The sequence below is a fragment of the Streptomyces sp. CA-179760 genome, assembly GCF_050937045.1.
In the GTDB taxonomy this organism is placed as follows: Bacteria; Actinomycetota; Actinomycetes; order Streptomycetales; family Streptomycetaceae; genus Streptomyces.
Genome location: NZ_JBNJLZ010000001.1, coordinates 2150609 through 2176578, shown reverse-complemented (window position 1 = coordinate 2176578; position 25970 = coordinate 2150609). Strand labels below are relative to the sequence as shown.

The window sequence follows — 25970 nt, the reverse complement described above, 5'->3', positions numbered from 1 at the left end:
GGGAAAGCCGTCGAACGAGGAGCGATGCGGGATGAGCCGGAGCGTCAGGACGAGGCCCGAGGGCAGTGGGCAGGCCCTGAGCGAGGCGTACGACACGGCGCTGCTCGATCTGGACGGGGTCGTGTACGCGGGTGGGAGCGCGATCGCGTACGCCGTCGAGTCGCTGGCCGCGGCGCGGGCGGGCGGGATGCGGCTCGCGTACGTCACGAACAACGCGCTGCGCACTCCGGACACCGTGGCCGCGCATCTGACCGAGCTGGGGATACCGACGGGCGCGGACGACGTCATCACCTCGGCGCAGGCGGTCGCGCGGCTGATCAGTGAGCAGGTGCCGCAGGGTGCCCGGGTGCTGGTGATCGGCGGGGAGGGGCTGCGGGTGGCGTTGCGCGAACGCGGGCTCGTGCCCGTCGAGTCGGCGGACGACGATCCGGCGGCGGTGGTGCAGGGGTTCGGCGGGCCCGAGCTGCCGTGGGGCCGGTTCGCGGAGGCCAGTTACGCGGTCTCGCGCGGTGTGCCGTGGTTCGCGTCCAACACCGACCTGACCATTCCGAGCGGGCGTGGGATCGCGCCGGGCAACGGCGCGGCGGTGGAGGTCGTCCGGATCGCCACGGGCGCCGAGCCGCAGGTCGCGGGCAAGCCGCTGCCGCCGATGCACCGGGAGACCATTCTGCGGACCGGGGCGCGGCGGCCGCTCGTGGTGGGGGACCGGCTGGACACGGACATCGAGGGCGCGTTCAACGGGGACGTCGACTCGCTGCTCGTCCTGACCGGCGTCACCGACGGTGCGCAGTTGCTGGCCGCGCCGCCGCAGCACCGGCCGACGTATGTGGACGCCGATCTGCGGGGGATGCTCAGCGGCCAGCCGGACGTCGAGGCCCTGGAGGACGGCGGCTTCCGGTGCGGAGGCTGGACAGCGAAGGCCGGCGCGGAGGTAATGGGGCTCGACGGGGACGGCGAGGCGCTGGACGGGCTGCGCGCGCTGTGTGCGGCGGCGTGGTCGGCCGCCGGAGAGGGCGTGTGCGAGCTGGACGGGGGGAAGGCGCTGGCAAAGCTGGGCCTCTGAGCACTGGTTGGCCTCCGTGGTCTGTGGGCACGCTTGGGCCGTGCGCGCGAAGGACCGCGACCTGGATCCGAAATCCTGATCGAATGGCAGGGTAGGCTAACCTAACCTGCGTGTTGGTCGAGAGTCCCCCCGAACAGCGCGCGGAGATCGCCCCCGCGCCCCCGACTCGACGGGTGGTACGAGCCTTTGGGCTGGTCCTGGCCGTCGCGATCCTGGTGCTCGTCGCGCTGGCGAGTATCGCGATCGGAGCGAAAGAGCTGTCCCTCGGGCAGGTCTGGCACGGTCTGTTCGAGGACTCGGGGACGTACGGCGATGTCGTCGTCGCCGAGCGGATGTCACGGACCGTGCTGGGGCTGCTCGCCGGGGCTGCCCTCGGTCTGGCCGGCGCGGTCCTGCAGGCGCTCACGCGCAACCCGCTCGCCGATCCCGGACTGCTCGGCATCAACGCCGGCGCGTCCGCCGCGGTCGTCACGGCGATCACGTTCTTCGGGATCACCTCGCTCAGTGGATATGTCTGGTTCGCGTTCCTCGGCGCGGCAGCGGTCGGGGCGCTGGTCTGGTTCCTCGGCGGCAGCCGGGGCGCGACGCCGGTGCGGCTCGCGCTCGCCGGTACGGCGCTCAGTGCCGCGCTCTACGGCTATCTCCAGGCCGTGATGATCATGGACGACGCGGCGCTCGGCAAGATGCGCTTCTGGACGGTGGGTTCGCTCTCCGCGGCTACCGACTCGACCATCGAGCAGGTGCTGCCGTTCCTGCTGGCCGGGACGGTCCTGGCGCTGGCCCTGGCCCGGCCGCTCAACGCCATGGCCATGGGAGACGACACCGCCAAGGCCCTCGGCGCCAACCTGAACCGGACCCGGGCGCTGTCCATGCTGGCCGCGACCGTGCTGTGCGGGGCCGCGACCGCCGCCTGCGGGCCGATCGTGTTCGTCGGGCTGATGGTGCCGCACGTCGTGCGCTCGTTCACCGGGCCCGACCTGCGCTGGATCCTGCCGTACGCGGCGATCCTGTCGCCCGTGCTGCTGCTCGGTGCCGATGTCATCGGCCGGATGGTGGCACGGCCGGCGGAACTCCAGGTGGGCATCGTGACCGCGATCCTCGGCGGACCGGTGTTCATCTATCTCGTACGACGGCGGAGGACGGCGCAGCTGTGAAGACCACCAACCGTGTTGTGAGGTCCCCCGGCGGTCTCTCGATACGCCTGGACGTGCGGGCCTTCGTCGTCGTGCTTCTGCTGCTGGCCACGGCGCTCACGGCGAGCGTCGTGCTCATCGGCACCGGCGACTTCCCGATTCCGGCCGCCGACGTGCTGCGGACGCTGTTCGGCCAGGGCAATGAGGGCCAGGAGTTCATCGTCAACGAGCTGCGGCTGCCGCGGGTCCTGGTCGGACTGCTGGTCGGCGCCTCGCTCGGACTCGGCGGCGCGCTGTTCCAGTCCATCTCCCGCAATCCGCTGGGCAGTCCGGACGTACTCGGCCTCGGACAGGGGGCGACGGCCGGCGCGCTCACGATGATCGTGCTGTTCTCCGGGGACGCGAACCAGGTCGCCCTGGGCGCGCTCGTGGGCGGCCTGGTGACCGGGCTCGCGATCTATGTGCTCGCCTGGAAGCGGGGCGTGCACGGCTACCGGCTGGTGCTGGTAGGCATCGGCGTCTCCGCGATCGTCACCGCGGTCAACGGCTATCTGCTCACCAAGTCCGACATCGTGGACGCGGCCCGCGCCGTCGTCTGGATGACCGGATCGCTCGACGGCCGTGACTGGGACCAGGTGTGGCCGCTGCTCGGACTGTGCGCCGTGCTCGTGCCGCTCGCCCTCTGCAACGCGCGCGGGCTGCGGATGATCGAGATGGGCGACGACGTGTCGTACGCCCTCGGGGTCCGGGTGGAGCGGGTGCGCCTGCTGCTGATGGTGGCGGCCGTGCTGCTCACCGCGTCCGCGACCGCCGCCGCCGGACCCGTCAGCTTCGTCGCGCTCACCGCGCCGCAGCTGGCCCGGCGCCTGACCCGTTCGCCCGGCCCGAACCTGCTGCCCTCCCTGTGCATGGGCGCGGCCCTGCTGGTCACCGCCGACTGGCTCTCGCAGCGGGCGTTCGGCGCCGAGCAGCTGCCCGTGGGCGTGGTCACCGGCGTGCTGGGCGGTGTCTACCTGCTGTGGCTGCTGGTCACCGAGCGCAGGGCGGGCCGGATATGAGCAAGAATCAAAGGAGCACTGTGAACCGTCTGTCCGCCGAGAACGTCACCCTCGCCTACGACCAGCGGGTGATCGCCGAGCAGCTGTCGGTGGAGATACCCGACAACTCCTTCACCGTGATCGTCGGCCCCAACGCGTGCGGCAAGTCGACGCTCCTGCGGGCACTGTCGCGGATGCTCAAGCCCAGCGAGGGCCGGGTGCTGCTCGACGGTCAGGTCATCCAGTCGATGCCCGCGAAGAAGGTCGCCCGGTCCCTCGGTCTGCTGCCCCAGTCGTCCATCGCGCCCGACGGCATCACCGTCGGCGACCTGGTGGGCCGTGGCCGGTACCCGCACCAGGGCATCCTGCGCCAGTGGTCGGCCGACGACGAGCGCGTCGTCCAGGAGTCCATGCGGCAGACGGGCGTCGCCGAACTCGCCGAGCGCTACGTCGACGAACTCTCGGGCGGTCAGCGCCAGCGGGTGTGGATCGCCATGGCGCTCGCCCAGCAGACCCCGCTGCTGCTGCTCGACGAGCCGACGACGTACCTGGACATCCAGCACCAGATCGACGTACTGGATCTGTGCGCGGAGCTGCACGAGGAGCAGGGGCGCACGCTCGTGGCCGTGCTGCACGACCTGAACCACGCCGCCCGCTACGCCACGCACCTCATCGCCCTGCGCGAGGGGAGCGTCATCGCCGAGGGCGCGCCGAAGGACATCGTCACGGCCGAGCTGGTCGAGGAGGTCTTCGGGCTGCGCTGCCAGGTCATCGACGACCCGGAGACGGGCACGCCGCTGGTGGTGCCGGCGGCACGGCGGGCACGCGCCGGGGCAGGGGCCGAGAAGGTGGCTACAGAAGCTTCCTGAGCTGGAGCAGGTCCCGCACGCCCGCGTGCAGCTTGACCCGGCCCGAACCCCAGGCCTTGGCGAAGCTCAGCTCGCCGTCCACCAGCGCCACCAGATCGTCGCCGGCCATGACGAGCCTGATCTCGGCCTTGGCGGGCGGCGGTCCCTGCACGGTGTCGTGCACCTCGATCCGCCCGCCGCGCATCCGGCCGACGAAGGTGACGTCCAGGTCCGTGATGTGGCAGCTCACCGAGCGGTCCAGGGCCGCCGCGTCGCGGACGTCCCCTTCGGCGCGCTGCATGTTGTCGGAGAGCTTGTCGAGTGCGCTGCGGCACTCCTCGATCGTGGCCATCGCCGACGACGGTACCGCAGCGGTTCGCGGTAGCGTCGGGGCATGGACGACGCAGTGCCCGAAGCGGCGGCGGTGCGGGAAGACACCGAGCCGGCCCGGCCCGACCACGACCCGGCCGCCCCCGCGCCCCTGAACGCGCCCCGCACCCCCACGGGCGTCGCCGACGTGGACGCCTCCCTGGACCGGCTCGGCGACGCGGACCACCTCGCCACGGACGGACACATCGAGGTGTACGAGGATGTACACCGGGGGCTGCGCGACGCGCTCACCGCGCTCGACGCACGCCCGGGACCTCCGGCGCCCCCGTCGCAGCACCAGCACGGACCTAGGAGCTGAACCGAACGTGGCAGGAGTCGCACGCCGCCGTCTCGACGCGGAGCTGGTCCGCCGGAAGCTCGCGCGCTCGCGTGAGCATGCCGGCCAGCTGATCGCCGCCGGGCGCGTCTCCGTCGGCAAGACCGTGGCGACCAAGTCCGCCACACAGGTGGAGACGGCGGCCGCGATCGTGGTGGCCCAGGACGACGGCGATCCCGACTACGTGTCCCGGGGCGGCCACAAGCTCGCCGGGGCGCTGGAGGCATTCGTGCCGCAGGGGCTGGCCGTCGAGGGGCGCAGGGCGCTCGACGCGGGCGCCTCCACCGGCGGTTTCACCGACGTTCTGCTGAGGTCGGGCGCCGCCCACGTCGTCGCCGTGGACGTCGGATACGGACAACTCGCATGGGCCCTCCAGAACGATGAACGCGTCACCGTCAAAGACCGTACGAACGTACGCGAGTTGACGCTTGAAGTGATCGATGGGGAGCCTGTGGATCTTGTCGTGGGGGATCTGTCCTTCATCCCGCTCGGGCTGGTCCTGCCCGCCTTGGTGCGGTGCGTGAAACCGGACGCCGATCTGGTGATGATGGTCAAGCCGCAGTTCGAGGTGGGCAAGGAGCGCCTCGGCAGCGGGGGAGTCGTACGCAGCGTGCAGTTGCGGGCCGAAGCGGTGCGGGGGGTGGCCGAGAAGGCCTGGGGACTGGGGCTCGGGGTGAAGGGCGTGACGGCCAGTCCGCTGCCCGGGCCGTCGGGGAATGTCGAATACTTTCTGTGGCTGCGGGCCGGGGCACCGGAACTGGACCCGGCCGATGTCGACCGTGCAGTGGCGGAGGGGCCGCGTTGACCGAGAACCGAGCTCGTACTGTATTCCTGCTCGCCCACACGGGGCGGCCCGCGGCCGTGCGCAGCGCCGAACTCGTGGTGAAGGGGCTGCTGCGCTCCGGCCTCGGCGTGCGCGTCCTGGCCGCAGAGGCGCGTGACCTGCCGCTGCCGGACGAGGTGGAGCTGGTCAAGGAAGCCACTCCGCAGTGCCTCGACGGGTGCGAGCTGCTCATAGTGCTGGGCGGCGACGGCACGCTGCTGCGCGGTGCCGAGTTCGCGCGGGCCTCGGGTGTGCCGATGCTCGGCGTCAACCTCGGACGGGTCGGGTTCCTCGCGGAGGCCGAGCGGGACGACCTCGACAAGGTCGTCGACCGGGTGGTGACCAAGGCGTACGAGGTCGAGGAGCGGATGACCGTCGACGTCGTGGTGCACCGCAACGGCGACATCGTGCACACGGACTGGGCGCTGAACGAGGCGGCCGTGCAGAAGGTGTCCGCGGAGCGGATGCTGGAGATCGTCCTCGAGATCGACGGGCGGCCGGTGACCGGGTTCGGCTGCGACGGGATCGTGTGCGCGACGCCGACCGGGTCGACCGCCTACGCGTTCTCGGCGGGCGGGCCTGTGGTGTGGCCGGAGGTCGAGGCGTTGCTGATGGTGCCGATCAGTGCGCACGCGCTGTTCGCGAAGCCGTTGGTGACATCGCCGGATTCTGTGTTGGCTGTGGAGGTTCTGCCACACATTCCGCCGGGGGTGCTGTGGTGCGACGGGCGGCGGACCGTGGAGCTGCCTGCCGGTGCGCGGGTCGAGGTGCGGCGGGGGGCTGTGCCGGTTCGGCTGGCCCGGCTGCACCATGCGTCCTTCACGGACCGGTTGGTGGCGAAGTTCGCGCTGCCTGTTTCCGGGTGGCGGGGGGCTCCTCATTAGCGTGGTTGTCCGTGGCCGGCGGTCGCGGGGCGTTTGTGGTTGTTCGCGCCCACGCGGCGGAGCCGCATATTGACACAGCCCCGCGCCCCCAAAAGAAGAGGCGCTACCACTCTCGGGGGTGACAGGGACGGGCCGGTCGCAATCCGTGGCTCGGACCTCGTAAGGTCGTGTCCGTGTTGGAGGAGATGCGGATACGGTCGCTCGGCGTGATCGACGATGCCGTGGTCGAGCTGTCGCCCGGGTTCACCGCTGTCACCGGTGAGACGGGTGCGGGCAAGACCATGGTGGTCACCAGCCTGGGGTTGCTGCTGGGCGGGCGCGCCGACCCGGCGCTCGTGCGGATCGGGGCCGGGAAGGCCGTCGTGGAGGGGCGGATCACCGTCCCGGACCACGCGACGGCCGCCGTGCGCGCCGAGGAGGCCGGGGCCGAGCTCGACGACGGTGCCCTGCTGATCAGCCGTACCGTTTCCGCCGAGGGGAGATCCCGGGCGCACCTGGGCGGGCGCAGCGTGCCCGTGGGGGTGCTCGCCGAGCTCGCCGACGAGCTGGTGGCCGTGCACGGGCAGACCGACCAGCAGGGGCTGCTCAAGCAGTCCCGGCAGCGGCAGGCGCTCGACCGGTACGCGGGCGACGCCGTCGCCGTGCCGCTGGCCAAGTACGGCGAGGCGTACAAGCGGCTGCGGGCCGCCTCCGTCGAGCTCGACGAGATCACCACGCGCGCGCGTGAGCGGGCCCAGGAGGCCGACTTGCTGCGCTACGGCCTCGACGAGGTCGCGGCCGTCGAGCCCCGGGCCGGTGAGGACGTGGAGCTGGCCGAGGAGGCCGAGCGGCTGGGGCACGCCGAGGCGCTGGCATCCGCCGCCGCGGCCGCCCATGCGGCGCTGGCGGGCAATCCGGAGGACCCCGAGGGCATCGACGCCGGGACGCTCGTCGCGGGCGGCCAGCGGGCCCTGGACGCCGTACGGTCGTACGACCCGGCGCTGGCCGCGCTCGCCGACCGCATCGGGGAGATCGGGATCCTGCTGCGTGACGCGGCGGGAGACCTGGCCGGGTACGCCGACGATCTTGACGCCGATCCGCTGCGGCTGTCGGCCGTCGAGGAGCGGCGGGCCGCGCTCACCGGGCTGACCCGGAAGTACGGCGAGGACATCGCCACCGTGCTGGCCTGGGCCGAGGCGAGCGCCGCCCGGCTGACCGAACTCGACGGCGACGACGAGCGGATCGGGGAGCTGACCGCCGAGCGGGACGCGTTGCGGTCCGAACTGGGTGGTCTCGCACAGGCGTTGACGGATGCCCGGACGGAGGCCGCCGAGCGGTTCGCCGCCGCCGTGACCGCCGAGCTGGCCTCGCTCGCCATGCCGCACGCGCGCGTGTCCTTCGACATCCGGCAGACCGAGGACCCGGAGGGCGTCGAGGTCGGCGGACGTGCGGTCGCGTACGGGCCCGCGGGTGCCGACGAGGTCGAGCTGCTGCTGGCCCCGCACCCGGGCGCACCGCCGCGGCCGATCGCCAAGGGGGCGTCGGGTGGTGAGCTGTCGCGCGTGATGCTGGCCGTGGAGGTCGTGTTCGCCGGGACGGATCCCGTGCCGACGTATCTCTTCGACGAGGTCGACGCCGGTGTCGGTGGCAAGGCGGCGGTCGAGATCGGCCGTCGGCTCGCACGCCTGGCGAAGACGGCGCAGGTCGTGGTCGTGACCCATCTCCCCCAGGTGGCGGCCTTCGCCGACCGGCAGTTGCTGGTGGAGAAGACCAACGACGGTTCTGTCACCCGTTCCGGAGTGAAGGTGCTGGAGGGGGAGGACCGGGTCCGGGAACTGTCCCGCATGCTCGCCGGCCAGGAGGACTCCGAGACGGCCCGGGCGCATGCGGAGGAGTTGCTGGCGACGGCTCGGGCGGACATGTAACGGGAAGGCGCACTGGCGTTCGGTCGCATGGTCGGGCAGGCGTGCCTCATCTTCACTCGTGTGAGTGACTCGGCCCGGCGCATTCCTCCCGGTGCCGCGCCCCACTGTCGCGCCGCCGGGGTTCCGGCGTTCCCGGAACCTCCCTGTGTCCTGGCATCCTTGGCGGAGTACGCGTAGGAAACCGCGCGGTGCGTTCCCCGCGCTCGTTCGTTCTGTACGTTCGTCGTGACCGCCCGACCCGAACCAGGAGCCCGGCCCCACGTGACCCTCGTGAGCAGCCACTCACCGCCTGGCCAGTCGCCGCTGCGCACCGTGCAGGTGCTGGGCGGAGGCAATGCCGCCAGCAGTGCGCATGTGAGATCGCTGGCCGCGGGGCTTGTCGCGAGGGGCGTGAAAGTCACGGTGTGCGCCCCCTATGAGGCGGATCGCGCCTATGACTTCAGCGGAGTCGGGGCCGATCACGTGCATGTGCCGCGCAGCAGCGACCCCGTGTCGGTGGCGGCCCTGCGGGCGGCCTGTGCCAACGCCGATCTGGTGCACGCGCACGGGCTGCACGCCTCGTTCCGTACCGTGCTCGCCCTCAGTGGACGGCGCGTGGGTACTCCGCTGGTCGTGACGTGGCACGACCGGGCGCACGCCGACGGGGCGCGTGCCCATCTGCTGCGGGTGCTGGAGCGACGGGTCGTGAAGGCGGCCACCGTCGTGCTGGGGACGACGTCGGCGCTCGTCGACCGGGCGCGGTGGACCGGGGCCAGGGACGCGCGGCTCGCGGCCGTGGCGCTGCCCGGCCCCCGCAGGCCCGTGGAGCCCGACGATCCCGACGGGCTGCGCCCCAAGGTGCGTGCCGAACTCGGCGCCATCGGGAGGCCGTTGCTGATGGCCGTCGGCTCGCTGGAGCGGCATCGCGGCTACGACGTGCTGCTGGACGCGGCGCGCGCCTGGCGCCGGCTCGACCCCGTCCCGCTGGTCGTGATCGCCGGGGAAGGGCCGCTGCGCGGCGAGCTCCAGGAGCGGATCGAGGGCGAGGGGCTGCCCGTCCGGCTCATCGGGCGGCGCGACGACATCACCGACCTGCTCGCCGCCGCCGACCTCGCCCTGCTGCCGAGCCGGTGGGAAGACGCACGCTCCGTTCTCGCCCAGGAGGCCCTGCACGCGCGCGTGCCGCTCGTCGCGACCGACGTCGGCGGCATTCCCGAACTCGTCGGCGACGCGGCCGAAGTCGTCCCGCACGGGAACGCCGAGGCCCTCGCCGGCACCGTCGTACGCCTGCTCGGCGACCCGGAGCTCCGGGAGTCACTGCGGGAGAAGGGCGCCCGGCAGGCGGCCACCTGGCCGAGCGAGGACGAGACCGTGGCCCAAGTGCTCAGCGTCTACGACGAGTTGACCCAGCCCCGGCCCCTCACCTGAGGTCGCCACCTGGGGTCGCCTGACGTCACCTGAGGTTCTGCGAGACGTGCCTGCGGGCCCGCAGCGCCAGGCTCAGGGCCAGTACCGTCTGCGGGTCGTCGAGGTCGGTGCCCAGCAACTCCCCGATGCGTGCCAGACGGTTGTACAGGGTCTGCCGGTTCAGGTGGAGCTCCCGGGCGGTCTCCGCCTTGCGTCCCGCGTGGGCGAGGTACGTCGCCAGGGTGGGCAGCAGCGGCGGCCGGGAGCGGCGGTCGTGCTCCAGCAGTGGGCCGAGCGCCCGGTCGACGAACGCGGCCAGGTCGGGGTGGTCGCGCAGCCGCCACAGCAGCAGGTCGATGTCCAGCCGGCGGGCGTCGTACCAGGGCCGGTCCGGCAGGCCCTGGGCCGCGGTCGCCGTCTCCGCCGCATGTCGCAGACCCGACGCCGCCGCCGTCCAGCCGCCGGTCATCCCCACGACCACCACCGGCGGCTGCCCGCCCGGCCGCAGCATCCCGGCCCGCTCCACCCCGGCCCGCAGCGCCGCCGCGACCCGGTCCGCGACCGTCGGCCGCTCCGACTCCGCACGCAGCCCGAGCAGCACCGGCACCCGGCCCTCCACCGGCCGCACCCCGAGCAGCACCGGTACGCCCACCGACGCCAGCTCCTCGGCGACCGCCCGGGCCAGCACGGCCCAGCCTCCCCCACTCTCGGCTCCGCTCGAGCGGGCGGTACCCCCATCCGGGGACAAGGCGTCCCCGAGCCGCATGACCATCGGCAGCAGCGGGCCCTCGCCCGGCCGGAAACCCAGTACCCGTGCCTGCGCCGGGGCGTCTTCCGGTGTGACCCGGCCCTCGGCGAGGTCCGTGAGGAAGTCGCCGCGTCCGCGTGCCGCCAGCTCCTCCTCCTGCCGTGCCTGCATCAGCACCACGGCCAGGATGCCCGCGGCCCGCTCGGCCGCCATCCGGTGCACGGGTGCCAGGGAAGTCCGCACCGGCAGCAGGACGAGACGCGCGCGGACGCCACCGCTGCCGGGCCCGCCGCCCGGTACGTCCACCAGGACCGAGCCCGCGAGCGGCGGCTCGTCCTTGTGCTGGCCGCGCAGCCCCTCCCACACCTGGAGCGGGTCGGCGCCCTCGGGACCGGCCCCGGCGGCATAGAGCAACTGCCCGTCCGCCGTCTCCAGGAAGACCGGGTTGCCGCCGAAGTCCGCGAGAACGCCCAGCACTTGGGGCACACCGCCGCCACCCAGCAGGGCCTCGGTACACCGCCGGTGCACCTCCTCGGCCCGCTGGAGCAGGGCGTAGTGGCCGTTGACGATCTCGGTGTGGACCTCCTCCGTGACCGTGACGAACGGCACCTCGCGATGCAGCTGGACCAGCGGAAGCCCGGCCGAGCGGGCCGTGTCGACGAGGGCGGCGGGCAGGCGTGTGAAGCGCGGGCCGAGTTCCACGACCAGGGCCGCGATACCGCGCTCGGCCAGCGTGCGCACGAACGCCCGCTGTTCGGCCGGGCGGGTGCCGAGACCGTAGCCCGTGGTCAGCAGCAGTTCGCCGCCCTTGAGCAGCGAGGCGATGTGCGGCACCTCACCGGCGTGCACCCAGCGCACCGACCGTCCGAGCCGGTCGGCGCCCGCCAGCACCTCGGGCAGTCCGCTGCGCAGCCCCGGCAGCTCCAGAGCCCGCTGCACGCTGATCCCGGCGCCCTGGGTGTCGTGGCCGCTGTCCGTCCCGCTGTCCATGTGCCGGACGCTACCCGCGCGGGTGCCTCCCCGACATCTCCGGCGGGGCACGGAGCCGATCACGCCCCGGATTACGGCGTGATCGTCCGGGTACGGGCGCTGGCATGGACATCAGCGTGGTGGCGGTAGGCCGGGAGGACGACAGTCCCATCGAGGAGCCGTTGCGGGTCGCGGTACTCGCCGACCGGCTCGGGTACCGGGAGGTGTGGGCGGGCGAGGGACCCACGTGGGACTCGTTCGTCCTGGCGACGGCGATCGGCGCGGCCACCGAGCAGGCCGTGCTGACGGCCGGGCCCGTGCCGGTGTCGGTGCGCGACCCGCTCACCATCGTCCGGGGCGCGGCGTCCACCGCGGCCCTCACCGGCCGGCCCGTCGGTGTGGCCCTCGGCACGTCCAGCAAGCGGGTCGTCGAGGGCGTCCACGGCCGGCCGCGGACCCGGCCCGCCGCAGCCCTCGAAGAGTCGGCGGCTGCCGTACGCGCGCTGTGGGACAGCGTGCCGGGCGAGCCGATCGTGCCCGGCAGCGGCTTCCCGCGCCGGCTGCCGCCGCCCGGGGGCGAGGTCACCGTCGCGGCGTTCGGCGAGCGCGCGATCGCGGCCGCGGTCGCGCACGCCGACCGGATGCTGCTCGACATCGTCTCGCCGGAGCAGGTCCGCGTCCTGCGGGCGCGCATGCTCGCGGCCGCCGAGCGGGCGGGTCGTACGCCGCCCCGGCTGGCCGCCTGGCTGCCCGCCGCCGTGGACCCGGAGCCGGAGACGCTCACACAGGTCCTGCGCAGCGTCGTCGGCTATCTCGCCGTGCCCGGCTACAGCGACATGTTCGTCGAGGCGGGACTCGCCGAGGTCGTCGAACTGGCCGCCAAGGGCGCCGACCGGGACACCCTGCTGCGGGCCCTGCCGCCCGAGGCGGCGGACACGGTCGCCCTCGTCGGCGACGCCGGAACCGTCCGCGCCCGCATCGACGCCTACGCCGAGGCCGGACTCGACGAGATCGCCCTGGTCCCGGCCACGGCGGGCGACCCGGCCGGGGAGCGCACACTCACCGCGCTCACGCCGGCATGACGCGGCGCGCCGCCCCGTCACACGAGGCGGCGCGCCCATCCGCTGTCCGGACCGGTCAGCCGCCGTACGCGCCCGAGGCCGTCAGACGCAGCGCCGTGTCGATCAGCGGCACGTGGCTGAACGCCTGCGGGAAGTTGCCCACCTGGCGCTGCAGGCGCGGGTCCCACTCCTCGGCCAGCAGGCCGAGGTCGTTGCGCAGGGACAGCAGCTTCTCGAAGAGCTTGCGGGCCTCGTCCACGCGGCCGATCATCGCCAGGTCGTCGGCCATCCAGAACGAGCAGGCGAGGAACGCGCCCTCGTCGCCGGGCAGACCGTCGACGTTCTCGTCGCCGCTGGTCGTCGGGTAGCGCAGGATGAAGCCGTCCGACGTGGACAGCTCCCGCTGGATCGCCTCGATCGTGCCGATGACACGCTTGTCGTCCGGCGGCAGGAAGCCCATCTGCGGAATCAGCAGCAGCGACGCGTCCAGCTCCTTCGAGCCGTACGACTGCGTGAAGGTGTTGCGCTCCTTGTCGTACCCCTTCTCGCACACGTCCCGGTGGATGTCGTCGCGCAGTTCCTTCCACCGCTCCAGCGGGCCGTCGGCGTCGCCGGACTCGATCAGCTTGATCGTGCGGTCGACCGCGACCCAGGCCATCACCTTCGAGTGCACGAAGTGGCGGCGCGGGCCGCGGACCTCCCAGATGCCCTCGTCCGGGTCCTGCCAGTGGGTCTCCAGGTAGCGGATCAGCTTCAGCTGGAGCAGGGAGGCGTAGTCGTTGCGTGAGAGGCCCGTCATGTGAGCCAGGTGCAGGGCCTCGGTGACCTCGCCGTACACGTCCAGCTGGAGCTGGTGGGCCGCGCCGTTGCCGACCCGGACCGGGGCGGAATTCTCGTAGCCCGGCAGCCAGTCCAGCTCCGCCTCGCCGAGCTCGCGCTCGCCGGCGATGCCGTACATGATCTGCAGGTTCTCCGGGTCGCCCGCGACCGCCCGCAGCAGCCACTCGCGCCAGGCGCGGGCCTCCTCGCGGTAGCCGGTGCGCAGCAGCGAGGACAGGGTGATCGCCGCGTCGCGCAGCCAGGTGTAGCGGTAGTCCCAGTTGCGGACGCCGCCGATGTCCTCCGGCAGGGAGGTGGTGGGCGCGGCGACGATGCCGCCGGTCGGGGCGTACGTCAGGGCCTTCAGCGTGATCAGCGAGCGGATCACGGCCTCCCGGTAAGGGCCGTGGTACGTGCAGTGGTCGACCCACTCGCGCCAGAAGTCCTCCGTCGCCTCCAGGGACTGCTCCGGCTCGGGCAGCGGCGGCGGCTCCTTGTGCGAGGGCTGCCAGGAGATCGTGAACGCGATCCGGTCACCCGGGGCGACCGTGAAGTCCGCGTACGTCGTCAGAGACTTGCCGTAGGTCTCGGCGGATGTGTCGAACCACACGGAGTCGGGGCCCGCCACGGCGACCGTGCGCCCGTCGTGCTTGTGCACCCACGGCACCACCCGGCCGTAGGAGAACCGCATCCTGAGCGCCGAGCGCATCGGCACACGGCCCGAGACGCCCTCCACGATCCGGATCAGCTGCGGGGCGCCGTCACGCGGCGGCATGAAATCGGTCACCCGGACCGTGCCCCGCTGGGTGTCCCACTCGGATTCCAGGACCAGCGAGTCACCGCGGTAGCTGCGCCGGGCGGCGGTGGGTGGCTGCTGGTCGGAGGCGTACGCGGGGCCGAGCCGCCAGAAGCCGTGCTCCTCGGTGCCCAGCAGGCCGGCGAAGATGGCGTGCGAGTCGAAGCGGGGCAGGCACAGCCAGTCGACCGTCCCGTCCCGGCAGACCAGGGCAGCGGTCTGCATGTCTCCGATGAGTGCGTAGTCTTCGATGCGCCCGGCCACGTGCAACTCCAGTCGAACGGCCACGTCACCCCACGAGGGGGCTGTCGCTAGTGCGGTCAAGGGGGGTCAGCAGGTCTTGCAATGCGTCGTTGAGCTGTGAAGCAAAACAGGTCACTCAGCCGTGACGCAAAGCGCCAATTGTTGCTCAACGAACTGACGAGCTCACGTTGTTCCGGCGCTCACGGGCGGTGGGTGGTGCCGCCCGGCCGGGCGGGCTCGGCAGCGAGTGTCCGAGCAGGATACGACGCACGCAGATGATCTGTGTGCCGCTCCGGACAACGCGGGTACGCCGAACGAGTGAGCAACGGGTGAGGGACCGGTAACGGTGCTCGCCTCCGTGTCGGTATGTGTGCGGAGCGTGGCCGGAAGCCATCGCCCCGAGGCGCTGATACGCTGGTAGCCCGTGGACCGGTGGGCCAGCAAACCCCCGAACCGCAGCGACGGCCACCCCCGGAGAAGCCTCCGGCAGGCAGCCGCACCGCACCCCCAGACCGCGACCACGGGAGCCCCGTCTTGGCCATGCCGCCCGCCGCTTTTCGTAATTCGACGACCAAGCACATCTTCGTCACCGGGGGTGTCGCCTCCTCGCTCGGCAAGGGCCTGACGGCCTCCAGCCTCGGCATGCTGCTCAAGGCCCGCGGTCTGCGCGTCGTGATGCAGAAGCTCGACCCGTACCTGAACGTGGACCCGGGCACGATGAACCCCTTCCAGCACGGTGAGGTGTTCGTCACGAACGACGGCGCCGAGACCGACCTGGACATCGGCCACTACGAGCGTTTCCTCGACCGCGACCTCGACGGCTCCGCCAACGTCACCACGGGTCAGGTGTACAACACCGTGATCGCCAAGGAGCGGCGCGGTGAGTACCTGGGCGACACCGTGCAGGTCATCCCGCACATCACCAACGAGATCAAGCACCGCATCCGCCGCATGGCGACGGACGAGGTCGACGTCGTGATCACCGAGGTCGGCGGCACGGTCGGCGACATCGAGTCGCTGCCGTTCCTGGAGACCGTCCGCCAGGTCCGTCACGAGGTCGGCCGTGACAACGTCTTCGTCGTCCATATCTCGCTCCTGCCCTACATCGGCCCCTCGGGTGAGTTGAAGACGAAGCCCACCCAGCACTCGGTTGCGGCGCTGCGCAACATCGGTATCCAGCCGGACGCGATCGTGCTGCGCTGCGACCGCGAGGTGCCCACCGCGATCAAGCGGAAGATCTCGCTGATGTGCGACGTCGACGAGGCCGCCGTCGTCGCCTGCCCCGACGCCCGCTCGATCTACGACATCCCGAAGACCGTGCACGGCGAGGGCCTGGACGCCTACGTCGTCCGCAAGCTGGACCTGCCGTTCCGGGACGTCGACTGGACCACCTGGGACGACCTGCTCGACCGCGTCCACAAGCCCGACCACGAGATCACCCTCGCCCTGGTCGGCAAGTACATCGACCTGCCCGACGCTTATCTGTCGGTCACCGAGGCGCTGCGCGCCGGCGGCTTCGCCAACCGCGCCCGAGTGAAGATCAAGTGGGTCACCTCCGACGACTGCAAGACCCCGGCGGGCGCGGCCCAGCAGCTCGGCGACGTCGACGGCGTCTGCATCCCCGGCGGCTTCGGCGACCGCGGCGTGCTCGGCAAGGTCGGCGCGATCAAGTACGCCCGCGAGAACAAGATCCCGCTGCTCGGCCTCTGTCTCGGCCTGCAGTGCATCGTGATCGAGGCCGCGCGCAACCTGGTCGACATCCAGGACGCCAACTCCACCGAGTTCGACCCGGCCACCGGCCACCCCGTCATCTCCACCATGGCCGAGCAGCTCGACATCGTCGCCGGTGAGGGTGACATGGGCGGCACCATGCGGCTGGGCATGTACCCGGCCAAGCTGGCCGAGGGCTCGATCGTGCGCGAGGTGTACGACGGCAAGGAGTACGTCGAGGAGCGGCACCGTCACCGGTACGAGGTGAACAACGCCTACCGGGCGGAGCTGGAGAAGAAGGCGGGTATCCAGTTCTCCGGCACCTCCCCGGACGGCAAGCTCGTCGAGTACGTCGAGTACCCGCGCGACGTCCATCCGTACCTGGTCGCCACCCAGGCACATCCGGAGCTGCGCTCGCGCCCGACGCGTCCGCACCCGCTGTTCGCCGGGCTCGTCAGGGCCTCGGTCGAGCGGAAGACTTCGAAGTAACACACCAGTTGTACGGTGGCCGGGGTGCATCCCTTCAAAGGGTGTGCACCCCGGTTTCTTTTCAGCAGGTCGGGTCGGGTACGTGGAAGGACAGGCATGACGATCAAGGACACCCCGGAGGAGTGGGAGGTCCGGGCGACGGACACCCCCTTCGTCGGCAACAAGACCTCCGTCCGTACCGACGACGTGGTCATGCCCGACGGCACCGTGGTCGGCCGTGACTACCAGGTCCACCCCGGTTCCGTGGCCGTCCTCGCCCTCGACGAGGCCGACCGTGTCCTGGTCCTGCGCCAGTACCGCCACCCCGTGCGCCACAAGCTGTGGGAGATCCCGGCCGGTCTGCTCGACGTCCCCGGCGAGAACCCGCTGCACGCCGCGCAGCGCGAGCTGTACGAGGAGGCGCACGTCAAGGCCGAGGACTGGCGGGTGCTGACCGACGTCTACACCACCCCCGGCGGCTGCGACGAGGCCGTACGGATCTTCCTCGCCCGCGATCTGGCCGAGGCGGAGGGCGAGCGCTTCGCGGTCGAGGAGGAAGAGGCCGACATGGAACTGGACCGGGTCCCGGTCGAGGACCTCGTCCGGGGCGTACTGGCCGGCGAACTGCACAACAACTGCCTCGTGGTGGGCGTCCTGTCCCTGGTCGCCGCCCGCGCGGGCGACGGCCTGGACGCACTGCGCCCGGCCCAGGCGCCGTGGCCGGCGCGACCGTTCGAGGCGTAGACGCTCCGCTGGGGGCGCCGCGACAAGTGGGTGCCGATATGGTCGTCGGCCGGGTGCGGCGTCGTCGTGGCCGGTCGCGCCCGCGCGGCGGAGCCGCAGATCAGGCACAGCCCCACGCCCCTTTGGTGCGCGACCCTGATGCCGACAGTCCTACGATCGGCTGATCCGATCGGGGGATGTGGCTGCCGTACCCGTCGCGCTCCACCTGGAACGTTGCAGAGCGTGAACTAGGCTCTGAGGCACGCCCGAACCGGATTCCCGGCGGGCTTGCGTGCGTGGGACGGGAGTGTGGCCCGTGACGGATCAGGTCGTGGAGACAGGCGACGTGCGGCTGACCGGACACGCTGCCGGCGAGAGTCAGTTCCTGGGCCGCACACGGGAGTTGAAGGAGCTGCGCGCCGACATCGAGCGCGCCGGCCTGGACACCCTCGCCGGCCGCAAACCCCCACGCGCGCGCGTGCTGCTCATCGCCGGCCGGCCCGGCTCGGGACGCACCGCACTCGCCGAGGAACTGGTGCACCAGGTCGCGGACCGTTACCCGGACGGGGTATTGCGCGCCCGGCTGACCGACCCGGACGGCACCCCCGTACCCGTCGAGCGCGCCGCCCGCGACCTGCTCGCCGCCCTGGAGCACCAAGCCCCGGCCGGGGCCTGCGGCGACGAGCTCAGCGACTCCCTGCGCGACGCCCTGGCCGACCGCCGCGCCCTGCTCCTGCTGGACGACGCGGCCGACGCCGAGCAGGTCGACGCCCTGCTGCCCGACACCCCGGACTGCCTGGTCGTCGCGGTCTCCGAGGGCCCGCTGACCGGCATCCCGGACGTCCGCCCCTGCACGCTGGGCGGCCTGGACGCCAAGTCCGGGGTGGAGCTGCTGTCCCGGCACACCGGCTCGGTCCGCATCACCGTCGACCCCCGGGCCGCCGAGGGCCTCGCCGAGGAGTGCCAGGGGCAGCCCGCCGCGCTGATGCTGGCGGGCGGCTGGCTCGCGGCCCGCCCCAAGGCGGCCGTCCTGGACCTCGCCAAGCAACTGCGCACCGACCCAGCCGAGGGGACCGCCCTGAGCCGGGTCTTCCGCCTCGCCTACGACGCCCTGCCCGCCACCGCCGCGAGGATGCTGCGCCTGCTCGCCCTCGCCCCGGCCGGGCTGGTCGACCCGCAGACCGCCTCCGCGCTCGTCGGCTGCTCGGTCGACAGCGCCCACACCACCCTGGACGAGTTCGTCGCCCTCGGCTTCCTGCACGCGGTGGACTCGCCGCTGCCGCAGTACGAGGTCCCCGGCTGTCTGCACCCGCTGCTCCGCGTCCTCGCCGGGCACCACGAGCGTCCGGTCGAGCTCCAGGTGGCCCGTGCCCGCATGCTGGAGCGGACCGTACGGCTGCTCCAGGTCTGCCGTGCCATCACCGAGACCGACAGCCCCCAGGCACGCCAGAGACTCCTCGACATGCCGCGTGCCCTGCGGTTTCCCACTCCCAGGGCGGCCGCCGACTGGCTGCGCCTGACCCGGCCCGCGCTACTGGCCTCGGCCCGGCTCGCGGTCGGCGACGGGGAGCTGGACACCCTGGCCCGGCGGCTGATGTCCCAGCTGGTGCGGGCGATGGTGGCGCACGTCGGCACCCAGGCGGCCGCGCCCGACCTCTACGAGATCCACAGCCTGGTCCTCGATGTGGCCGAGCGCCGCGAGCTGCCCCGCGAGCGGGCCGCCGCTCTGCTCAACCTCGGCGATCTCGACGCCAGGTCAGGCCGCACGGCCGACGCGCTGGTGCGCTACCGGGCCGCGCTGGACGCCGGACGCGAGGTCGACGATCCGTACGCGGCCGGACGCGCGATGGAATCCGTAGGCGGCGCGCACCTGGAGCTCGGCGACTACGACCGGGCCGCCGACTGGTTCGGCCGGGCCCTGGTCGAGCGGCTCGCCCGGGGCGAGCGCGCCGACGCCGCCCGGCTGTACGGGCGGATCGCCGCCGCCCACACCTTCGCGGGCCGCTACGGCGAGGCTCTGCGGAACTGGCGCGCCGCGATCTCCGGGCATCGCAAGCTCGGCGACGTGGCCGCGCAGGCGCGGGCCCTGAGCGAGCTGGCGCGGGTCCAGGAGTACGCCGGCCGGCCCGACGAGTCGCTGCGCACCTGCCGGGAGGCCGTGGAATGGGCGCGGCGCGCCGAGGACACGCGGTTGCAGGCCGCGCTGCATCTGCGGGTCGCCGACACCCTCGAACGCCTCGGCGACCCGGCGTCGGCCGGGCTGCACCGGGGCGCCGCCGAGCGGCTCCTCGGAGAGGTAAACCAGGAAGATGACGCTGACGCCTGCGAAATCCGTACCACATCCGCTGAAGATTGATGCAATGAAAGGCTAGACAGCGGGAACACCTTCATTAGACTGGCTCTGCCGCACGTTCTCCTGCGGTCTCTCCCGGTGTGCCCGTGTGCGGCCGGGTATGTGTAGTAATGCCCCCATACCCTCTGAGCCAAGGACCGTGATCGACGTGAAGGTCGGCATCCCCCGCGAGGTCAAGAACAACGAGTTCCGGGTGGCCATCACCCCCGCCGGCGTGCACGAGCTGGTGCGCCATGGCCACCAGGTCGTCATCGAGCGCGGCGCGGGTGCCGGCTCCTCGATCGTCGACGAGGAGTACGTCCTCGCCGGGGCCCGGATCCTGGGCACCGCCGACGAGGTGTGGGCAGCCGCCGACCTGCTGCTGAAGGTCAAGGAGCCCATCGCCGAGGAGTACCACCGCCTCCGCAAGGACCAGACGCTCTTCACCTACCTGCACCTCGCCGCGTCCAAGGAGTGCACGGACGCCCTCCTGGAGTCCGGCACCACGGCGATCGCGTACGAGACGGTCGAGCTGCCCAGCCGCGCGCTCCCGCTGCTCGCCCCGATGTCCGAGGTCGCGGGCCGGCTGGCCCCGCAGGTCGGCGCCTACCACCTGATGCGCGCCAACGGCGGCCGGGGCGTGCTGCCCGGTGGCGTCCCCGGCGTCCTGGCCGGCCGGGCCGTCGTCATCGGCGGCGGCGTCTCGGGCTGGCAGGCGGCCCAGATCGCCATCGGCATGGGCTTCCACGTGACCCTGCTCGACAAGGACGTCAACAAGCTCCGCGAGGCGGACAAGATCTTCGGTACGAAGATCCAGACCGTCGTCTCGAACACCTTCGAGCTGGAGAAGGCCTGCCTGGAGGCCGACCTCGTCATCGGCGCGGTGCTGATCCCCGGCGCCAAGGCCCCGAAGCTGGTCACCAACGAGCTCGTCTCGCGGATGAAGCCCGGAAGTGTCCTTGTCGACATCGCGATCGACCAGGGCGGCTGCTTCGAGGACTCCCGCCCGACCACCCACGCCGAGCCGACCTTCCCGGTCCACGAGTCGGTCTTCTACTGCGTCGCCAACATGCCCGGCGCGGTGCCCAACACCTCCACCTACGCGCTGACCAACGCCACGCTGCCGTACATCGTGGAGCTCGCGAACCATGGCTGGGCGCAGGCGCTGCGCCGCGACCCGGCGCTGGCCCGGGGCCTCAACACGCATGACGGCAAGGTCGTTTACCGCGAGGTCGCCGAGGCCCATGGCGTGGAGCACGTGGAGCTGGCCTCGCTGCTCGTCTGAGCCCGGCGGCCCCGGCGGCCGGTAAATCGGCTAAGTCATCAACCCGTAAAGGCGATACGTCAACACAGGCCGTCAACGCCGCGCACCCGGCCGGACCTTGCCCGACAAGGTCCGGCCGGATGTGTGTATGGTCACTTCGCGCTTCTCGAGCAACTCGCCTCGAACGTAACCCTTCAACCGATTCGCACACCGGTGAAACCTGCCGTGCGACGGCCGTACGCCCTTGACAGCGGGATGTTTCATTGCCGACACATCGGGCCGGGTCCGGCGGATTGTGTTGCTGCGGACGCCCGACACGCCATAGAGTCGCCAGCTGTCGGCATGGTGCCACGCTGACCTGTCTAGAAGTTTCCTGGTCACCAAGGAGGTAAGACGACTTGTGAATGAGTCGACATTTACTCCCGGGGGTGGCCAACCAGGAATGCCTGCACGGGACCAGGAGCCCGCGGGATTCGCGGCTGTCGGCTCCGTCGCTGTGCGCACCTTCGCAGCCCACCAGAGTCAGCAGGCGACTCACACAGCACACCAGAAGATGGATGGCCATCACGTGAACGCCATGGCCGGCGGCGGAAGTGGCGCGCCCCACAACCAACTCGCCGACTTCGACGACCTGCCCGAGGGGCACTTCTACGACCCCGACGCGGAGTACGAGCCCGACCCCGAGTACGCGGCCACTCTCGCACCCGACGCGGCCAGACAGCGCCGGGAGCGCATCGGTCCGACGGGGCGTCCGCTGCCGTACTTCCCGATCCCGGGCCCGCTGGGCGACCACGGTCCCGCGAAGATCATCGCGATGTGCAACCAGAAGGGCGGCGTCGGCAAGACGACGTCGACCATCAATCTGGGTGCCGCGCTCGCGGAGTACGGACGCCGGGTCCTGCTCGTGGACTTCGACCCGCAGGGCGCGCTGTCGGTCGGTCTCGGCGTCAACCCGATGGAACTCGACCTCACCGTCTACAACCTGCTCATGGAGCGGGGCATGGCGGCCGACGAGGTGCTGCTGAAGACGGCGGTCCCCAACATGGACCTGCTGCCCAGCAACATCGACCTGTCGGCGGCCGAGGTCCAGCTGGTCTCCGAGGTCGCCCGCGAGTCGACGCTGCAGCGCGCCCTTAAGCCGCTGCTGCCCGACTACGACTTCATCGTCATCGACTGCCAGCCCTCGCTCGGCCTGCTCACGGTCAACGCCCTGACGGCCGCGCACAAGGTGATAGTGCCGCTGGAGTGCGAGTTCTTCGCGCTGCGCGGTGTGGCGCTGCTGACGGAGACCATCGAGAAGGTCCAGGAGCGGCTCAACCCGGAGCTGGAGCTCGACGGGATCCTCGCCACGATGTACGACTCGCGCACGGTGCACAGCCGTGAGGTGCTCGCGCGTGTCGTCGAGGCGTTCGACGACCACGTCTACCACACGGTCATCGGGCGCACGGTCCGCTTCCCGGAGACCACGGTCGCCGGTGAGCCGATCACCACGTACGCCTCCAACTCCGTCGGTGCCGCCGCCTATCGCCAGCTCGCCAGGGAGGTGCTCGCCCGGTGTCACGCCGAGTGAGTCTGCCGGGGGCCGACGAACTCTTCCGTACGACAGGGGGGATGGGACTGCAGTCGTCCTCGCCCAGGCGCCAGGTCAACGGCGACGCCCGGGTGCCCGCTCCGGCGGGTGAGGGCGACGCGGCGGCGGGCGCGGAGGACGCGCCGCAGTCGGTGCCCGCCCAGGGCGGCGACGGCGAGGGCGCCGAGCATGTGGCGGCGGACGCGGAGTCGGCCGATGCCGGGGAGTCCCGCAGCCGCTCCGCGGCCGCGGAGCGCTCCGGCTCCGGGCGGCGCCAGGCGGCGCAGGAAGGTTCTGCCGCCGGGGCCGCGGACGCGGCGCCACGCAAGCGCGGACGGGCGGCCGCGCGCCGCCCCAGCGGCCGTGAGCGGCACGACGAGAAGATCACCGTGTACGTGTCCGCCGAGGAACTCATGGACCTGGAGCACGCCCGTCTCGTGCTCCGCGGCGAGCACGGCCTGGCGGTCGACCGCGGGCGCATCGTCCGCGAGGCGGTCGCCGTGGTCCTCGCCGACCTGGAGACCCGCGGGGACGCCAGCATCCTCGTACGACGTCTGCGCGGGCGGTAACGGTAGCCTGCGGGGGCTATGACCTCGAACGCTTCTCCTCCACCCGCCGACGGCCCGACCGGCCGTCGGCGCGCGTTGGGGCGAGGCCCGGGCGCTGCGCGCGTGGAGCCGGAACCGCCTCCGGAGGTGGTGGCGTGGGCCGAGGCCGCGCCGCCTGAGCCCATGGCACCGGCCGAGCCGGCAGAGGCGGGGGCCTTGGAGCCGGTGGCCGAGCCGGTGGCGCCCGGCGAGCCGGCGAAGCCCGTTGTGCCGGTGGAGGCCGTCGAGGCGACGCAGTCGGTTGTGCCGGTGGCGACCGTCGAGCCGGATGCGGGGCCCGAGAGACCGGGCGATGCCGGTGACGGGGTATTCAAGGTCAGGCTCGCCAACTTCGAGGGCCCCTTCGATCTGCTGCTCCAGTTGATCTCCCGGCACAAGCTGGACGTCACCGAGGTCGCGCTGTCGAAGGTGACCGATGAGTTCATGGCGTACATCCGGGCGCTGGGGCCGGACTGGGATCTGGACGAGACGACCGAGTTCCTCGTCGTCGCGGCCACGTTGCTCGATCTGAAGGCGGCCCGGCTGCTGCCCGCCGCCGAGGTGGAGGACGAGGGCGATCTGGCGCTGCTCGAGGCCCGGGACCTGTTGTTCGCCCGGCTGCTCCAGTACCGCGCGTACAAACGGATCGCGGACATCTTCAGCGGGCGGCTCGACGACGAGGCCCTGCGCTATCCGCGGACCGTCGGGCTCGAACCCCAGCATGCCGAGCTGCTGCCCGAGGTCGTCATCAGCATCGGGGCGGAAGGGTTCGCCAAGCTCGCCGTGAAGGCGATGCAGCCGAGGCCCAAGCCGCAGGTGTACGTCGACCACATCCACGCCCCGCTGGTCAGCGTGCAGGAGCAGGCCCATCTCGTCGTGGCCCGGCTCAGGGAGCTCGGTGAGGTCAGCTTCCGGGCGCTCATCGAGGACACCGAAGACACACTCACCGTCGTAGCCCGCTTCCTCGCACTGCTGGAGCTGTACCGCGAGAAGGCGGTGGAGCTGGAGCAGGAGGCCGCGCTGGGCGAGCTGCTCGTGCGGTGGACCGGCGGGGACGGGGACGAGACACCGACCGTCACCGACGAGTTCGACCGGCCGCCCGAGCCGCCGAAGGAGGAGAAACCGGCGTGAGCGAAGAAAACAGCGGGATCCCGGCCGGGCTGCGTACCGTCGCCGACCTCGACCTCAAGCCCGCTCTGGAGGCCGTCCTGATGGTCGTGGACGAGCCCGCGAGCGAGGAACATCTCGCGAAGATCCTCGACCGCCCGCGCCGCCAGATCGCGGACGCGCTGCGCGAGCTGGCCGACGAGTACACCGTGCAGGGGCGCGGCTTCGAGCTGCGGTTCGTCGCGAACGGCTGGCGTTTCTACACCCGCGCCGCGTACGCGCCCGCCGTCGAGCGCTTCGTGCTGGACGGCCAGCAGGCCCGCCTCACCCAGGCCGCTCTGGAGACTCTGGCCGTCGTCGCGTACCGGCAGCCGGTCAGCCGCAGCCGGGTCTCGGCCGTGCGCGGAGTCAACTGCGACGGCGTCATGCGCACCCTCCTCCAAAGGGGTCTGGTCGAGGAGGCGGGCACGGAACCCGAAACAGGTGCGATCCTGTACACGACGACGAACTACTTCCTGGAGCGGATGGGCCTGCGCGGTCTGGACGAGCTCCCGGAGCTCGCGCCCTTCCTCCCGGAGGCGGAGGCGATCGAGGCCGAGACCCAGGAGGGCGTACCGTCGTTCGACCCGGACGCGCCTGATGACGACGTGCCGGGCCGCCCGGTCACCCCGGGTACCGACGACGAAGACGACCAGACGGAACTTTGATGCGAAGCAGCGGCAGGAACGGCGGAAACGGCGGGCGCGGCAATCAGCGCGGCGCCGGCAACAACAGGGATGACAAGCAGGGGCAGGGCCGCCCCAGCAAGCCCCGCCCCGAGGAGCGCCGCTACGACGTGGGCCCCGGGGCGACGAAGGACGGGCCCAAGTCCGGGCGCGGCGGCGCGGCGCGCGGCGGCGCCAAGGGCGGCCCCAAGCAGCCCCAGCAGCGTGGGCGCTCGGCCCCGGCGCGCCCACGCGAGTACGAGGCGCAGATCGAGGAGCGCAACCGCGACCGGTACGCCGGGAAGAAGGACGTCAAGCCGCCGAAGACCTTCCCGGGCGCCGAGCAGGAGGGCGAGCGGCTCCAGAAGGTCCTCGCGCGCGCGGGCTTCGGCTCCCGGCGCGCCTGCGAGGAGCTGATCGAGCAGGCCCGGGTCGAGATCAACGGCGAGATCGTCCTGGAGCAGGGGCGGCGCGTCGACCCGGAGAAGGACGAGATCAAGGTCGACGGGCTGACCGTCGCCACGCAGCGCTTCCAGTTCTTCTCGCTGAACAAGCCGGCCGGTGTCGTCTCGACGATGGAGGACCCGGAGGGCCGGCAGTGCCTCGGTGACTACGTCACCAACCGCGAGACCCGGCTCTTCCACGTCGGCCGGCTCGACACCGAGACCGAGGGCGTCATCCTGCTCACCAACCACGGCGAGCTGGCCCACCGGCTGACCCACCCGAAGTACGGCGTGAAGAAGACCTACCTCGCGCACATCGTCGGCCCCATCCCGCGCGACCTGGGCAAGCAGCTCAAGGACGGCATCCAGCTGGAGGACGGCTACGCGCGCGCGGACCACTTCCGGGTCGTCCAGCAGACCGGCAAGAACTACCTCGTCGAGGTCACCCTCCACGAGGGCCGCAAGCACATCGTGCGCCGGATGCTCGCCGAGGCCGGGTTCCCCGTCGACAAGCTGGTGCGGGTCGCCTTCGGGCCGATCACCCTCGGCGACCAGAAGTCGGGCTGGCTGCGGCGGTTGTCCAACACTGAGGTGGGGATGCTGATGCAGGAAGTCGATCTCTAAACGCAGCGCCGACCTCGA

The 25970-nt window shown here is 71.9% G+C and carries 22 protein-coding genes; 19 read left to right on the top strand and 3 right to left on the bottom strand.

Going from position 1 to position 25970, the window contains the following annotated elements; genetic code table 11:
• The first annotated feature begins 31 nt into the window (after nucleotides 1–31).
• The 4 genes from ACQEV8_RS09685 to ACQEV8_RS09670 all read left to right on the top strand — a co-directional run bounded on the left by ACQEV8_RS09685 (nucleotide 32) and on the right by ACQEV8_RS09670 (nucleotide 4102).
• Nucleotides 32–1063: an HAD hydrolase-like protein gene (locus ACQEV8_RS09685; protein ID WP_432959031.1), complete on the top strand. Its 1032-nt coding sequence runs from the start codon at nucleotides 32–34 to the stop codon at nucleotides 1061–1063.
• A 110-nt stretch (nucleotides 1064–1173) separates the two neighbouring features.
• Nucleotides 1174–2217, top strand: a complete 1044-nt coding sequence (locus ACQEV8_RS09680; protein WP_432959029.1) for a FecCD family ABC transporter permease — start codon at nucleotides 1174–1176, stop codon at nucleotides 2215–2217.
• On the top strand, nucleotides 2214–3254 hold the full coding sequence (locus tag ACQEV8_RS09675; RefSeq protein ID WP_432959027.1) for a FecCD family ABC transporter permease: 1041 nt from the start codon (nucleotides 2214–2216) through the stop codon (nucleotides 3252–3254). The genes ACQEV8_RS09680 and ACQEV8_RS09675 overlap by 4 nt, the downstream gene beginning before the upstream one ends.
• The gene (locus ACQEV8_RS09670) at nucleotides 3251–4102 is read left to right on the top strand and encodes an ABC transporter ATP-binding protein (RefSeq protein ID WP_432959025.1); all 852 of its coding nucleotides are present in this window, start codon (nucleotides 3251–3253) and stop codon (nucleotides 4100–4102) included. Before ACQEV8_RS09675 ends, ACQEV8_RS09670 begins: the two co-directional genes overlap by 4 nt.
• Here the strand turns inward: ACQEV8_RS09670 and ACQEV8_RS09665 are convergent.
• On the bottom strand, nucleotides 4086–4433 hold the full coding sequence (locus ACQEV8_RS09665) for a sterol-binding protein (RefSeq protein ID WP_328337666.1): 348 nt from the start codon (nucleotides 4431–4433) through the stop codon (nucleotides 4086–4088). The two genes, ACQEV8_RS09670 and ACQEV8_RS09665, sit on opposite strands and share 17 nt — an antisense overlap.
• A 42-nt stretch (nucleotides 4434–4475) precedes the next feature.
• Here ACQEV8_RS09665 and ACQEV8_RS09660 point away from each other — a divergent pair, with 42 nt between their 5' ends.
• The 5 genes from ACQEV8_RS09660 to ACQEV8_RS09640 all read left to right on the top strand — a co-directional run bounded on the left by ACQEV8_RS09660 (nucleotide 4476) and on the right by ACQEV8_RS09640 (nucleotide 9805).
• The gene (locus tag ACQEV8_RS09660; RefSeq protein WP_432959023.1) at nucleotides 4476–4769 is read left to right on the top strand and encodes a hypothetical protein; all 294 of its coding nucleotides are present in this window, start codon (nucleotides 4476–4478) and stop codon (nucleotides 4767–4769) included.
• Nucleotides 4770–4776: 7 nt separating this feature from the next.
• Complete coding sequence (locus ACQEV8_RS09655) at nucleotides 4777–5592, top strand: TlyA family RNA methyltransferase (RefSeq protein ID WP_189731105.1); 816 nt, start codon at nucleotides 4777–4779, stop codon at nucleotides 5590–5592.
• The gene (locus tag ACQEV8_RS09650; protein WP_189731107.1) at nucleotides 5589–6494 is read left to right on the top strand and encodes an NAD kinase; all 906 of its coding nucleotides are present in this window, start codon (nucleotides 5589–5591) and stop codon (nucleotides 6492–6494) included. The genes ACQEV8_RS09655 and ACQEV8_RS09650 overlap by 4 nt, the downstream gene beginning before the upstream one ends.
• A 185-nt stretch (nucleotides 6495–6679) precedes the next feature.
• Nucleotides 6680–8398, top strand: coding sequence for a DNA repair protein RecN (recN, locus tag ACQEV8_RS09645; protein WP_432972570.1), 1719 nt, complete (start codon nucleotides 6680–6682; stop codon nucleotides 8396–8398).
• 261 nt (nucleotides 8399–8659) lie between these two features.
• Nucleotides 8660–9805, top strand: coding sequence for a glycosyltransferase family 4 protein (locus ACQEV8_RS09640; RefSeq protein WP_432959020.1), 1146 nt, complete (start codon nucleotides 8660–8662; stop codon nucleotides 9803–9805).
• A gap of 25 nt (nucleotides 9806–9830) precedes the next feature.
• Here the strand turns inward: ACQEV8_RS09640 and ACQEV8_RS09635 are convergent, their stop codons facing one another.
• A complete protein-coding gene (locus ACQEV8_RS09635; RefSeq protein WP_432959019.1) occupies nucleotides 9831–11522 on the bottom strand; it encodes a PucR family transcriptional regulator in 1692 nt (563 codons plus the stop codon).
• 104 nt (nucleotides 11523–11626) lie between these two features.
• Here ACQEV8_RS09635 and ACQEV8_RS09630 point away from each other — a divergent pair, with 104 nt between their 5' ends.
• The gene (locus tag ACQEV8_RS09630) at nucleotides 11627–12583 is read left to right on the top strand and encodes an LLM class F420-dependent oxidoreductase (RefSeq protein WP_432959017.1); all 957 of its coding nucleotides are present in this window, start codon (nucleotides 11627–11629) and stop codon (nucleotides 12581–12583) included.
• 55 nt (nucleotides 12584–12638) lie between these two features.
• Here the strand turns inward: ACQEV8_RS09630 and ACQEV8_RS09625 are convergent, their stop codons facing one another.
• Entirely contained in the window at nucleotides 12639–14441 is a 1803-nt protein-coding gene (locus ACQEV8_RS09625; protein ID WP_432959015.1) for a glycoside hydrolase family 15 protein, read from the bottom strand.
• 519 nt (nucleotides 14442–14960) lie between these two features.
• Here ACQEV8_RS09625 and ACQEV8_RS09620 point away from each other — a divergent pair.
• The 9 genes from ACQEV8_RS09620 to ACQEV8_RS09580 all read left to right on the top strand — a co-directional run bounded on the left by ACQEV8_RS09620 (nucleotide 14961) and on the right by ACQEV8_RS09580 (nucleotide 25952).
• Nucleotides 14961–16619 carry a CTP synthase gene (locus ACQEV8_RS09620; RefSeq protein WP_432972567.1) on the top strand — a complete coding sequence of 553 codons (1659 nt, stop codon included), beginning with the start codon at nucleotides 14961–14963 and terminating at the stop codon, nucleotides 16617–16619.
• Nucleotides 16620–16715: 96 nt separating this feature from the next.
• Complete coding sequence (locus ACQEV8_RS09615; RefSeq protein WP_432959013.1) at nucleotides 16716–17342, top strand: NUDIX domain-containing protein; 627 nt, start codon at nucleotides 16716–16718, stop codon at nucleotides 17340–17342.
• A gap of 295 nt (nucleotides 17343–17637) precedes the next feature.
• Nucleotides 17638–19677, top strand: a complete 2040-nt coding sequence (locus ACQEV8_RS09610) for a tetratricopeptide repeat protein (protein ID WP_432959011.1) — start codon at nucleotides 17638–17640, stop codon at nucleotides 19675–19677.
• A gap of 136 nt (nucleotides 19678–19813) precedes the next feature.
• Nucleotides 19814–20938, top strand: coding sequence for an alanine dehydrogenase (ald, locus tag ACQEV8_RS09605; RefSeq protein WP_432959010.1), 1125 nt, complete (start codon nucleotides 19814–19816; stop codon nucleotides 20936–20938).
• Between the two features lie 421 nt (nucleotides 20939–21359).
• The gene (locus tag ACQEV8_RS09600) at nucleotides 21360–22487 is read left to right on the top strand and encodes a ParA family protein (RefSeq protein WP_432959008.1); all 1128 of its coding nucleotides are present in this window, start codon (nucleotides 21360–21362) and stop codon (nucleotides 22485–22487) included.
• A complete protein-coding gene (locus ACQEV8_RS09595) occupies nucleotides 22472–23056 on the top strand; it encodes a hypothetical protein (RefSeq protein ID WP_432959006.1) in 585 nt (194 codons plus the stop codon). The genes ACQEV8_RS09600 and ACQEV8_RS09595 overlap by 16 nt, the downstream gene beginning before the upstream one ends.
• An 18-nt stretch (nucleotides 23057–23074) precedes the next feature.
• A complete protein-coding gene (locus ACQEV8_RS09590; protein WP_432959004.1) occupies nucleotides 23075–24205 on the top strand; it encodes a segregation and condensation protein A in 1131 nt (376 codons plus the stop codon).
• Nucleotides 24202–24888, top strand: coding sequence for an SMC-Scp complex subunit ScpB (gene scpB, locus ACQEV8_RS09585; RefSeq protein ID WP_432959002.1), 687 nt, complete (start codon nucleotides 24202–24204; stop codon nucleotides 24886–24888). Before ACQEV8_RS09590 ends, scpB begins: the two co-directional genes overlap by 4 nt.
• Nucleotides 24888–25952 carry a pseudouridine synthase gene (locus ACQEV8_RS09580; protein WP_432959000.1) on the top strand — a complete coding sequence of 355 codons (1065 nt, stop codon included), beginning with the start codon at nucleotides 24888–24890 and terminating at the stop codon, nucleotides 25950–25952. Before scpB ends, ACQEV8_RS09580 begins: the two co-directional genes overlap by 1 nt.
• Nucleotides 25953–25970: the final 18 nt, after the last annotated feature.

Bases quoted from the DNA above. Each gene is read 5' to 3' on its own strand.
- ACQEV8_RS09685 (WP_432959031.1), top strand. From the start codon at position 32: ATGAGCCGGAGCGTCAGGACGAGGCCCGAGGGCAGTGGGCAGGCCCTG.
- ACQEV8_RS09670 (WP_432959025.1), top strand. From the start codon at position 3,251: ATGAGCAAGAATCAAAGGAGCACTGTGAACCGTCTGTCCGCCGAGAAC.
- ACQEV8_RS09665 (WP_328337666.1), bottom strand. From the start codon at position 4,433: ATGGCCACGATCGAGGAGTGCCGCAGCGCACTCGACAAGCTCTCCGAC.
- ACQEV8_RS09660 (WP_432959023.1), top strand. From the start codon at position 4,476: ATGGACGACGCAGTGCCCGAAGCGGCGGCGGTGCGGGAAGACACCGAG.
- recN (WP_432972570.1), top strand. From the start codon at position 6,680: ATGCGGATACGGTCGCTCGGCGTGATCGACGATGCCGTGGTCGAGCTG.
- ACQEV8_RS09635 (WP_432959019.1), bottom strand. From the start codon at position 11,522: ATGGACAGCGGGACGGACAGCGGCCACGACACCCAGGGCGCCGGGATC.
- ACQEV8_RS09630 (WP_432959017.1), top strand. From the start codon at position 11,627: ATGGACATCAGCGTGGTGGCGGTAGGCCGGGAGGACGACAGTCCCATC.
- ACQEV8_RS09620 (WP_432972567.1), top strand. From the start codon at position 14,961: ATGCCGCCCGCCGCTTTTCGTAATTCGACGACCAAGCACATCTTCGTC.
- ACQEV8_RS09615 (WP_432959013.1), top strand. From the start codon at position 16,716: ATGACGATCAAGGACACCCCGGAGGAGTGGGAGGTCCGGGCGACGGAC.
- ACQEV8_RS09600 (WP_432959008.1), top strand. From the start codon at position 21,360: ATGCCTGCACGGGACCAGGAGCCCGCGGGATTCGCGGCTGTCGGCTCC.
- ACQEV8_RS09590 (WP_432959004.1), top strand. From the start codon at position 23,075: ATGACCTCGAACGCTTCTCCTCCACCCGCCGACGGCCCGACCGGCCGT.
- ACQEV8_RS09580 (WP_432959000.1), top strand. From the start codon at position 24,888: ATGCGAAGCAGCGGCAGGAACGGCGGAAACGGCGGGCGCGGCAATCAG.